This is a genomic window from Candidatus Nitrohelix vancouverensis (assembly GCA_015698305.1).
In the GTDB taxonomy this organism is placed as follows: Bacteria; Nitrospinota; Nitrospinia; order Nitrospinales; family VA-1; genus Nitrohelix; species Nitrohelix vancouverensis.
Map to the genome: position 1 here is coordinate 2,707,358 of CP048620.1, position 11,715 is coordinate 2,719,072.

The following is an 11,715-nucleotide window of genomic DNA, read 5'->3' on the forward strand; positions in this document are numbered from 1 at the left end:
AGCGCAGGCTCGCGCTAACCCTGAGGGATGAATTGCGGCGCCTGTTCCAGCTTGCGCCATTTACTGAAATAATAATTGATGCGTCCATCCTTGGTGGGATAGATTTTCTGGTAGCTTTCGCCGCCCGCCTCGTCGCGGTTCACAATGACGATTTTCTTGTCCAGCAATCGCGTCGATTTGGCGGTGTATAAAAACGTATAAGGTTGGTCGCGCGCGATCATGCGATGCAGTTCATGCGTCATGACGATCTGCTTGTCCTTGTCGTACTCCTTGCGAATGCGCTCGATCAGTCGATCCGCTTCCGGGTTTTTGTAGCCGACAAAATTGAGTTGCCCCGGTTCGGTCTGGCTGGAATGCCAGAGCTGATACAAGTCAGGGTCCAGCCCCATGCTCCAGCCCAGAACCACCGCGTCGAACTTGAGGGAGTTGACAAAATCTTTCAGGAACACCGCCCATTCAAATAACTGGGTATTGCATTTGACGCCGATTTTCTTCCAGCTGTTCTGCGCAATCGCCAGAATATTCTTTCGGATCGGGTTGCCGTTATTGGTGATCAGATTGAACTCGAAAATTTTTCCGTCCTTCTCCAGGTAACCCTCGGCATTGCGTTTCCAGCCCTCGCGCTCAAAGATTGCGAGCGCGCCTTCAAGATCGTAGGGGAGCGGATCGACCGACGGGTCGTACCAGTCGGAAATTTTAGGATAGGGACCGGAGACGCGCTCGCCTTCTCCATACAGAACGTATTCGATGATGGCCTGCATGTCGATGGCCATCCCCAAAGCCTTGCGAATCTCGGCAGACTCGAACAGGGGATTGCGAACATTATAGCCAATGTACGAATAGAAGCCGCGCAGACTGGAAAAATTCTGATACTGCGGATCGTGCTTCAAGCGCGCCACCTGATGCGGCAGAACGGAATAATCATCAACCGCGCCTGAATAAAACTCCATCTCCTGAGTCAGAGGATCGGGGATGATGCGCATGACGTACTCCTTGTATTCCGGCGCGCCCTCCCAGTGATTCTCATTGCGCAGGAGGCGAACAAACTGGTCGGATTTCCATTCCCCAAACAAAAAGGGGCCCGTCCCTATCGGCTGACGGTTCAATCGACTGTCGCGAATGCTGAACTCGGCAGGGTCTTTCCCCACCTCTTTAGCTTCCTCAGCCAGAGCCGCCGCGTTCAATAAATGCTCCGGCAGGATGCCCATGAACCAGGAGTTGACGGCTGGCGAGAACAATCTCTTGTAAACGAAACGGATTTTATGAGGCCCCATCACCTCCGCAGATTTGACCGGCTCATAGTCCGAACGTCGCGGGGAAATCGATTTGGGGTCCATCAAGGCCTGAAACGTAAACAACACATCGCCCGAATCGAATTCATGACCGTCATGAAACAAAACGCCCTTGCGAAGAGTGAACTCGATGACCGGATTGTGTTCAACCAGCGGCAGTAACTCTTCATATCGGGTCGCAAGGATGGGCGCCTGAGCTGTGTCCTTCGGCAAAACATGACGCTCATAAGGGAATTGATCGAAATAGGCCTCGCCCAGCTTTTTCTGGATGGGAATGAAGAAGTCCTGATTGATCTCTTTCAAGACAAATTTGAAGCGCGCAGGACGTCGTAATTCGTAGGCCACCGTCTCCGCTTTGTTTTCGTCGGAAGCCGGGGCATCAGATAAAACATGATCGAACGATCCCTCTTCCACAGAAGGCGCTTGCAGGGAGATGGAAAGGATCGCGTCATGCCAGCGATCCATGCCCGGTAGCCAGCGCCGGAAAATCTCCCGCCAGTCCCGGGGAGACGCCTCACCACCCGTCAATTCAGCGAGCCGGGCTTCGCTGACATACAGATAGGCCTCCTCATATTGCTTCCAGGAAGAAGCCAGGCGCGCCCTGTAATCCAGCTGATCGTCCAGATCCAGCAAGCCCTCGAACACCAGATCATTGATCTCGCTACTGGCGGTATCCGCGCTCAGGATGGGATTCAGTATCTGCGCGTCGCCAGAAGACCCGTTGATGAATTTAACCAGACGCTCAGGATTGCTCGTCGCCTGCCGGTCGTAGGTGGGCGCCCAGAAAAACGATTGCAATAAAAGCAGTGTAAAACCGAGCGGAACAAATATAAGAATCCGTTTGACAATCATTTAAAAATCGTATTGAATCATTGAATGAATCTTTTCGTTTAAGATTACTCCCCTTGAGGCCGTTTAACTACTATATTTAAGCGCTTTCTTAAAAATGGTTTGAAGGGGCCAAAACGAATTGATAGAATTTGCTTCCAAAAAAGTCTTGACTTGATCCAGACATTTTTATATTAAGTTTGGACTCTTAAATCAATTCTTTTGGTTGGATGAGCCAGTTCAAAAAAAACAAACAGTTTAAATTCCGTTATTTTATTAAGTAGGTTCGGTTTATTTTTATAAATTTCTAGTGGAAGGAAAGCACAATGGCCACCCTTATTACTGATGAATGTATTAACTGTGGAGTATGCGAACCAGAATGTCCCAACGGCGCAATCACCGAGGGTGAAGATTACTACGTAATCGCTCCTGAACTCTGCACCGAGTGCGTAGGTTTTCATGGCGAAGAAGCCTGCCAGGAAGTCTGCCCGGTTGACTGTTGTATTCCCGATGAAGAACGCGTGGAAAGCGAAGAAGAGCTTCTGGCGCGCGCTCAGACCTTGCATCCTGACGATTCATTCCCGTCTCTGGATGACTTGAACGCTGAGACCTCCCCTCATCGTAATCCCGACCGAAAAAACGCAAACCTCTAATCAGGTTTTCCAAGGCGGCCTGAGGGAACATAGGTTCCCCTTCAGGCCGCCTTTATTTCTTTTATTTCAATTTCTTAACAACATTCCTTGACAAGCCTCCCTATCCGGTATAGTGTTGGCTCACCAGTCAAGAAATTGCAACGCAATCGATGCGGGGTGGAGCAGCCTGGTAGCTCGTTGGGCTCATAACCCAAAGGTCGTCGGTTCAAATCCGGCCCCCGCTACTCATATCAAGGACTTACGAAATCGTTCGTAAGTCCTTTTTTAATTGTTATTCAAGCCCTAATCCTTCCTTCTACCGGACAGTCTTTTAATTAAGGGTATACCTACACGTTTTCTCATGTCGCCGGCGAAATTATATTCGAGTATCAAATAAATACTCCCAATAGTCTGGCCAGAGAGCGGCTTATTTAGATTTCTTCTGCAAAACCAACTCCACTGAATCAGGCGCTTGCTCCGCAAGGAGAATCGTGATTATTTATATTGCATATTATTAGCTTGTAATCTTACATTTTAAGTTACTATACATTAGAATCTTCAATAAATTATGAGTGCAGATAAGTATCGGTTCCGATCAACATAGAATCAGGAGAGTTTCGTTAGCGAACAATTTTGGAAAGACCGCAGTCCTTATATAAATATTGAATAAAATTGGGTTTCGGAGAATAGAAACTCGCGCAAAGCCGTGTAATCGTTAACGCAGAACTTATCTGTAGGCGACGTCTATGATGGCAATCAATTATTCAACCAAGATTTTCTTTGGAATTATCATTCAAACAATTTTTTTAGGATGTTTGAATGCATGGGCTTTGACTTACGAGCCTCTCCCTCCCATCCCTTACCCTGCAGACAATCCCCCGAGTCCGGAAAAAGAAGCATTGGGTTCGGCCCTGTTTTTCGATACCCGCCTGTCCGGCAACAATAAAGTCAGTTGCTCAACCTGCCACCTCAAGGAAGAGAACTGGACTGATGGAAAACCCAGAGCCATTGGAATCGACGGTCAAGAACTGGGTCGCAATTCCCCAACTATATGGAACAGCGGTTTCAGTCGCTCTCAGTTCTGGGATGGTCGCGCCGCCAGTTTGGAGGAGCAGGCTTTAATGCCCATTCAGGATCCTTTTGAAATGAATCAATCACTCCCGGAACTGATCGTAGAACTGAGCGCCCTGCCTGAATACCCTCCCTTGTTCGAGGCGGCATATGGCAGTCCTGAAATTACCGCATAAAGAATTGCGCAAGCGATAGCCACATTTGAACGAACGCTCGTCACCAAAGATACGCCTTATGATCTTTATGGCAAGGGGGATAAATCAGCCATGTCGCCTTCTGCTGTCAGAGGTATGCGATTATTTTTTGGAAAGGCTAAATGTTCCATTTGTCACAACGGTCCAAGATTGACCGACGCCCAGTTCCACAATATCGGGGTGCCCGATTTTCCTCCTGATCAGGGGGATATCGGTCGGAAAAAAGTAACCGGCGAATTATTTCACCTGCGATCATATAAAACTCCGGGACTGCGTTATATCCCCCAAACTGCTCCCTATATGCATAACGGAATCTTTAAAACACTTAAGGATGTGGTCGAATTTTATGATATGGGCGGAAATGACGACCCGATTAAAAGCCCGTTTATCTCTCCCATTGGATTATCTAACACTGAGAAGAGAGAACTTGTCGATTTCATGTTGTCTCTGGGCAGTGAAAATTCCGACTATTGAATGTCGATTAGCTGATGTGATTGGAAAATTATAATGAAATGACCAGAAAAATTTACAAACTATCTGCAATCAGCCTCACCAATGTTCTTATTTTTGCCTTTGGTTTTATGATTTTAATTGGGACCTTTGGCTGGTTTACGATTTCCAGTATCGAGGAAACAATAAAAACCCAGACCCTTGGGCATTTGAGCAAGAGGCTACCCCTATCTGTAAAGATGATTAAAATCTGGGAACATGGAATTCAATCCAATGCCGCGGCTATCGCTTCTGAACAAAAACTGAAAAACCATGTTTTAGCTCTCATGAACCTGGAGGATACCAACGAAGGCGGCACATCCCTTCCTGACAATTCCATAGAGATAAAGAATTTTAAAAACTACATGGATTCACACTTGCAATATTCTCAATTCATTGAGTTTAGCCTCCTGACTGCTGACGGCTCTGAGATAGGAATGGATGCGCAGAACAATACTGAGAGCCGATGGCTGGTCAATACTCCAGAAGGAGCGCGCCTGTTAGAACTGGTCCGCCTTGGTAATACAACGACGTCTATCCCACTTGTCAGCCAGAAACCGCTACCCGATCGGGAGGGAGTTTATCGCAAGGGAATTCCGACGATAATCGTTGGAACCCCGATTTATCTTTCCAATGGCGACCTATCAGCAATACTAGTCCTCTATCTCCGAGCTGATTCCGAATTCACAGAAATATTCAGTATTTCCCAATTTGGCAAGAGCGGAGAAACCTATGCTTTCGACGCTGACGGGAGGATGATTACCCAAACGCGATTTGAAGATTATTTTCACACTCAAGGTCTTATGGAGGCATCAGACACGTCGATCCTGAAAATAAAACTCACCGATCCTGGCGGCAATCTTCTCGAAGGATTTAAGCCCGATCTCAAAACAGAGGATCAGCCCTTAACCCGCATGGCGAAAAGCGCGATTAACAGGGATTCCGGTTTTGACATTGAAGGCTATCGCGATTATCGAGGCGTCAAGGTCGTTGGCGTATGGAGCTGGATGTCAGAATTCGGCTTCGGCGTCGCCAGCGAGATAAATTACGATGAGGCCTACAAAGATTTGTTTGCTGTGAAGAAATTATTTTACCAAATTTTCGCGCTTCTTTTCCTGTCTGCCTGCGCTGTCATCGGGCTGACATGGAAGCAAAGAGAAAATCAAATAGCTCTGCTCAAGGCCACGGAGGTCGCCGAACAGGCAAACCATGCCAAGTCTTTATTTCTCGCAAATATGAGCCATGAAATACGGACGCCCATGAATGCAATCCTTGGTTATTCGCAAATCCTCCTGCGCAAAAAGGACCTGACTCAACAAACCAGGGAGTCTATTGAAACGATCGACAGTAGTGGTAAGAATTTGCTTACCCTGATCAACGAAATTCTCGATATTTCAAAAATCGAAGCGGGCAAAATGGAACTCAATCCATCTGTATTTGAGTTGAACCAATGTCTGGATGAATTAGCCAAACTCTTCACCCTACGTTGCAGGCAAAAAAAACTGCTCTGGACATTCAACCCACTGCACAAGGAATTTAACGTTACAGGCGATGAAACAAAGTTACGACAAGTTTTGATCAATCTCATTGGCAATGCAGTGAAATTCACGGATGCAGGAGAAGTCTCTTTGAGGGTCAGTCCTTTAGAGGGTGACACTTTCCTGTTTGAGGTAACAGACACCGGGCCGGGAATCCCTCCTTCGGCTCAGGAGACCATTTTTGAACCATTCGGTCAGGAAGAGTCAGGAGCGCAAAAGGGTGGGACCGGCCTGGGTCTGGCTATATCAAAAAAACAACTGGCTCTGATGGGTTCTGATTTGCATCTTGAGTCACAGATTGGCGTCGGCTCGCGGTTTTATTTTAATATCCGCCTCCCTCAGGCGAACACTGAAGTTGTGAAACCCAATTCACTTCCCGGCAAGGTTCTGAAAATAGTCGAAGGTCGCCATTACAAAGCTCTGGTTGTGGATGACGTGAAAGAAAACCGCGATGTACTGTCAATGCTTTTATCTGACGTCGGCATTGACGTTATCGAGGCGGGCGACGGCTTTGAAGCGATTGAAATGACCCGCGCCCACTCCCCCGACATCATCTTTATGGATATGCAAATGCCTCAAATGCGGGGAGAGAAAGCAGTCGAACTGATAAACAAAGAATTTGGCCCACATCGTTTCAAAATCGTATCCATCACCGCCTCGGCGCTGGATGCGGACAAGCAATCTTATGTTGATATCGGTTGCCATGATTACATCTCAAAACCATTCACAGAGGAGCAACTGTTTCTTTGCCTTCAAAATCTCCTTAACCTTCAATATGTTTACGAGGAAGAGGTAAATGAAAAATCTGAAGAAGAAACTATTGATGCAATCAATTTCAATAATCTGAATATAACAGAAAGCTTGCTCAATCAAATGAAAGAAGCCACCGAGCGTTACAACATCACCCTTCTGGAAAAATCAATTTCTGAACTCGAACAGAGCCACAAAGATCATAAAATTTTAGCAAAACATCTTAAAGTTTTGATGAATAAATATGACATGGAAGGGGTCGCCCAAATTCTCGTAAAACTAAACTCCCTAGAGAATTCCCCGGACTCTGATCTGGATTGAACCATTCCGTTACCCTTCGAAGCCCATTCGACTCCTCCCCACAATTGCAAGATCAACAATCCTTGAATAGCCTTTCAGCACAGGAGAAATGCTAAAGAAGAAGGCCCGCTGAATAGAGGGGCCGATCTTCATGGCATAAAGATGGTGTTTATCAAACCTTGGGAACAGACTCAGGACTTGCATGTGGAACGATTCAATCGAACGTATCAAACCGAAGTGTTGGACACATCTGTGTTCGGGCGATTATCAAAAGTACAGGAAATACCGAATAGCTGGATAAGGAAATATTAGCTTTTCAGGTGGGAGGCCAGCGTCAACGCGTGGGCCTTGAAAACCGAGACCCAACACGCAACAAAAAATAAAAAATATAATTGTCCAAAAGAAGATCAGTTGATCAAATTAATTAACAAACTTTTGAAGTTGTAACTTGAAACAACTTCCCTCCCCGGGTTTGCTTTCGACTTGAATCGCTCCCCCCATTAACTCAATGTACTTTTTCGAAAGAGTGAGTCCAAGCCCCAGCCCTGACACTTGCGAGCGATGTTTTTCTAAACGAAAAAGAGGCTCAAAGATTTTATCATAGTCCGAACTTTGAATCCCTTCCCCTGTATCCGCTACTGAAATGACTACTTTCCCGTTTTCAGAAGATATTAATCCAATATCAATCTTCCCCTGCTCCTTGTTGTATTTCACGGCATTGATCAACAAACTATCAAGAATCTGCTTGATCCGTTGCGCATCACCTGTCACAAAAATACTCTTCTTAAGATCAAAATCATGACCGATACGGATCCCCTTAGTTTCGGCCAGTTCCCTAATCGAACAAATGGAATTTTCTAGTAGTGGATTCAATTCAACTTTAGCTGTGAAAATCTTGTAGGCATTCGGTTCCAACAAACAAACATCCAGGATATCTTTAATTATACTGTGCAGGCGATTCCCAGCGTCCGAAATAAATTTAATGTTTTTATTCTGCTTTGGAGTCAGATTATCCTGATTGTTTTGCATTAATGCCGAAAAACCAATAATAGCATTCAATGGCGTCTTAAGTTCATGACTCATTCGAGTCAAAAATTCTGACTTTGCCAAACTATCATTTTGAGCAGCATGCAATTGTACAACCGCTAATTTTAAATCTTCAGTAGTCTTTTTCAGCTTGAGTTGTGTATGTACCCGGACAATCACCTCTTCCATGTTGAATGGCTTAACAATATAATCAACCCCTCCAACGGAAAATCCATCCACAATATCACTGGTCTCTGATTTCGCTGAGACAAATATGACAGGGATATCCTTTGTTGCACTGTTGGCTTTTAATTTTTGACATGTTTCAAAGCCATTCATACCTGGCATCATTACATCCAGCAGGATCAAGTCAGGTATGGTTTTCTCACTGAGCTTCAATGCCAGTTCACCATTAGTAGCAATGTAAATATTGAAGCCTTTAGAGCTCAGGATACTGCGCAAAACATTGAGATTCTCCAAAGTGTCATCCACAATAAGAATCTTCATGCCCTTCAATTCTTCATGATTCTGAAACATAATATTATGTATCCATTAAAGAATGGCTGAAGAAATCTATTAAACACACGGCAGTGCATTGTCTTTTAAAAGAGACACAGCGCATCACTTACACAAGGCTTGACAGATTTTCTGTTCAAGCTGGTACGCATTAAAAGGTTTAACAAGATACTGATTCACCCCCATTGTGATAGCGTCCTGAATTTTATCTTTATCATTCACGCAAGAAACCATAATGAAGGGGACATCCTTTGTTTGAGGATTCGATCGCACAGCCTTAAGCAGTTCCAATCCATCCATTTTAGGCATCACCAAATCTGATAGAACCAGATTAAAATTATTATGAGATAATTTCAAAAGGGCCGCATTCCCGCCATCCGCATCGACCAAATTAGTAAACTGATAACCCAGCTGTTTCAGAATTCCTTTGATTACCTGACGCATTACTCGGGAATCATCCACAATTAAAACACGATAATCTTCAACAGAGATAAGGGTATTGGGAAGCATTACCTGAAGCTTGTCAATAATCTCCTTATCCATTTTCCCGGCGCTTCCATGCGTTATAAATGCGGTACGATCCTCATCTTCAAATTGTTTATATATCTTTAATATTTCTGGGAAACATTTGATAAAAACGGAAACCACATCAGGATCAAACTGTTTAGCACTTTGTTCGGCAATATAGTTCCTCGCTTTTTCTACAGACCAAACATCCGCATAGGGTCTGGTTGAAGTCACCGCATCAAAAACATCGCACACGGCTACGATCCTGGCTTCAAGGCTGATAGCGCCTCCCTTCAACTGATTTGGGTAACCCGCTCCATCCCATCTTTCGTGGTGCTGGAGCGCAATGTTACAAGCCAATTTCATCAATAAACTGTCGCTTCCTGAAAGAAGATCAGCGCCAAAACTTGTATGATTTTGCATTATTATCTTCTCATCTCCAGAAAGCTTTCCCTTCTTAAGCAGTAGCTGATCAGACACGCCTATTTTCCCAATATCATAAAACGCGCTTGCTCTAAAGATACTCTCGCAAACATTATGTTTGCACCCGGATTGTTTTGCGATGAGTTTAGCGTAATGGCTCAGACGAATAATATGGTTTCCCGAGCCAATTCCCTTGTTCTTTTGAGACCTCACTATTCGAAGCACCATATCGAGATGAACATCATGGAGATATTTACTGTGATCAACAGAGTCTGCTTCCGGTTTATCAACATGACTGCTCATATGCCGAACGGTGAGCAGGTTTTTGATACGCGCGATGACTTCTTTGTACTCGATAGGCTTGTTTAGAAAATCTGTTGCGCCAATATTCAAAGCACGCAAACGGATATCCTTGTCATTCTCGGCAGTCAAAATAACTACAGGAATAAATGATTTGCCTCCAATCTTCTTTATCTCTTCAAGGATCTGTATGCCATCAACATGGGGCATACGCAGATCAAGCAGTACGATATCCGGCATGAATGTCCTGTAACATTCCATGGCCTTGCGTGAATCCAGGACGCTATACAAATCATGAAATCCTTCATTATTAAGTAGTTCTTCAAGGAGAATTACATTGGGTTGTTCGTCGTCTATGATTAGAATCTTCGATTTAAAAAGTTTGTCATCTGTTACCACGATACGCCTCAATTATATTTTCGAACTCTCTATGAGAGTTCATCAATACTTTGATTTTTTCTCTATCGATTCAACCTGAGCAAAGGTGGCACTCCAGATAAACACGGGTGATTGTTAGTTACATCCGCACCCACGAGAACAGGTTCCGGAGAATATGAAGGGACGGAGAGAGATCCGATGGTTATACTTGCCAGCAAATTTTGAAATCTAATGAAGTTGGGTCCTGGGACCCGCGAAGTGATAATGCGCGAAACTAAAGTTCAGGAGATGGTTTGAACGCAGTATCTTGTTCTAACGAGCCTGCTCCAGTCAGAAAACTTCATAGCTCTAGGTTTCCTTGTGAGTCACCCATTCCGGCCCCACAGAATCTTCAACATGCTCATCAGTAAGCTCATCTTTGATTACCAGAAACTCAGGTACTACCCCCACGAATTTATCCAGCGCCCAGGGATCAAAATGAGTTCCCCTGTTTTTCTCAATGAATGCCAGCGCGTCGTCCAGGGGCCACGCCTTCTTGTAAGGCCTGATGGAAGTGAGGGCATCAAAAACATCACACACGGCCACTATTCTTGCATCCACTGAAATGTCTTCTTCCTTAAGTCCATTAGGGTAACCGGACCCATCCCATTTCTCGTGATGTTGCAGAGCGATACATTGAGCGGCGCTGATCACATCTGAATTGTTGCCTGAAAAAATTTCACCGCCGAACAGAGTGTGCTTTTTCATAATCACCCACTCCGCTTCATCAAGAGGGCCAGGTTTCAGCAAAATACTATCAGGAATTCCGATCTTCCCGATATCGTGCATCGGGCTTGAGTTCAATAATAATTCGCAATGATCCGGGGTTAAACCCATTGCTTTTCCCAGACTGGCAGAAAACCGCCCTATACGAATGACATGGTTACCCGTCTCATTGTCTCGATATTCACCCGCCCTGCCCAGACGATTGATTATTTCCAGGCGCGTCTCGCTCAATTCACGCGTTCGTTTTCGAACAGCAGTTTCAAGAATAGAATTATGTCTTTGCAACCGCGCATTCATTAAGCGCACTTCCAGAAGATTGCGAATCCGTTGCGACACTTCGACAGGGTTTAACGGTTTGGTTAAAAAATCTTTTGCGCCTTGTTGTAGCGCCTCGACCCTGTTATGAAAATCATGATCGGCTGTTAAAACCATGATTGGAACAGAGGAATTTTTTTTAGACTTTTGAAACTCGGCCATCACCTGAAATCCATTCAGATAGGGCATTCGCAAATCCAGCAATACAAGATCTGGTTGAAATTCTTCGTACAGCGCAAATGCGTTTCTGGAATCACTGACGCTTCGGTAATTGTGATAATCCTGTTGCTCCAGGATCACCTCCAGAAGGGCTATATTTGCAATTTCATCGTCAATGATGAGGATCTTTGAGTTTTTATAATCTTCTTCTGTAATTGTGATAGTCATTTCA

Annotated in this window: 9 protein-coding genes and 1 tRNA gene; 6 read left to right on the forward strand and 4 right to left on the reverse strand. The window is 44.9% G+C overall.

The annotated features are described in order from the left end of the window. Window positions 1–14: 14 nt before the first annotated feature. Window positions 15–2,144, reverse strand: coding sequence for a peptide ABC transporter substrate-binding protein (locus tag G3M78_12525; GenBank protein QPJ66173.1), 2,130 nt, complete (start codon window positions 2,142–2,144; stop codon window positions 15–17). A 302-nt stretch (window positions 2,145–2,446) separates the two neighbouring features. Here G3M78_12525 and G3M78_12530 point away from each other — a divergent pair, with 302 nt between their 5' ends. From G3M78_12530 to G3M78_12555, 6 genes are all read left to right on the forward strand, one after another. Beyond that, window positions 2,447–2,773: a YfhL family 4Fe-4S dicluster ferredoxin gene (locus G3M78_12530; protein QPJ66174.1), complete on the forward strand. Its 327-nt coding sequence runs from the start codon at window positions 2,447–2,449 to the stop codon at window positions 2,771–2,773. 150 nt (window positions 2,774–2,923) lie between these two features. Beyond that, window positions 2,924–2,997, forward strand: a tRNA-Met gene (locus tag G3M78_12535). Between the two features lie 501 nt (window positions 2,998–3,498). Then, window positions 3,499–3,999 (forward strand): hypothetical protein, encoded by a 501-nt coding sequence (locus tag G3M78_12540; protein ID QPJ66175.1) that lies wholly within the window; start codon window positions 3,499–3,501, stop codon window positions 3,997–3,999. 90 nt (window positions 4,000–4,089) lie between these two features. Further along, complete coding sequence (locus G3M78_12545; GenBank protein QPJ66176.1) at window positions 4,090–4,491, forward strand: hypothetical protein; 402 nt, start codon at window positions 4,090–4,092, stop codon at window positions 4,489–4,491. A gap of 38 nt (window positions 4,492–4,529) precedes the next feature. Next, window positions 4,530–7,115: a response regulator gene (locus G3M78_12550; GenBank protein QPJ66177.1), complete on the forward strand. Its 2,586-nt coding sequence runs from the start codon at window positions 4,530–4,532 to the stop codon at window positions 7,113–7,115. A 141-nt stretch (window positions 7,116–7,256) separates the two neighbouring features. Beyond that, window positions 7,257–7,406: a transposase gene (locus tag G3M78_12555; GenBank protein ID QPJ66178.1), complete on the forward strand. Its 150-nt coding sequence runs from the start codon at window positions 7,257–7,259 to the stop codon at window positions 7,404–7,406. A 108-nt stretch (window positions 7,407–7,514) separates the two neighbouring features. Here G3M78_12555 and G3M78_12560 read toward each other — a convergent pair whose 3' ends face one another. The 3 genes from G3M78_12560 to G3M78_12570 all read right to left on the reverse strand — a co-directional run bounded on the left by G3M78_12560 (window position 7,515) and on the right by G3M78_12570 (window position 11,711). Next, window positions 7,515–8,657, reverse strand: a complete 1,143-nt coding sequence (locus G3M78_12560; GenBank protein QPJ66179.1) for a hybrid sensor histidine kinase/response regulator — start codon at window positions 8,655–8,657, stop codon at window positions 7,515–7,517. 84 nt (window positions 8,658–8,741) lie between these two features. Beyond that, window positions 8,742–10,265 (reverse strand): response regulator, encoded by a 1,524-nt coding sequence (locus tag G3M78_12565; GenBank protein QPJ66180.1) that lies wholly within the window; start codon window positions 10,263–10,265, stop codon window positions 8,742–8,744. Window positions 10,266–10,592: 327 nt separating this feature from the next. Next, complete coding sequence (locus G3M78_12570) at window positions 10,593–11,711, reverse strand: response regulator (protein QPJ66181.1); 1,119 nt, start codon at window positions 11,709–11,711, stop codon at window positions 10,593–10,595. Between the last annotated feature and the right edge of the window lie 4 nt (window positions 11,712–11,715).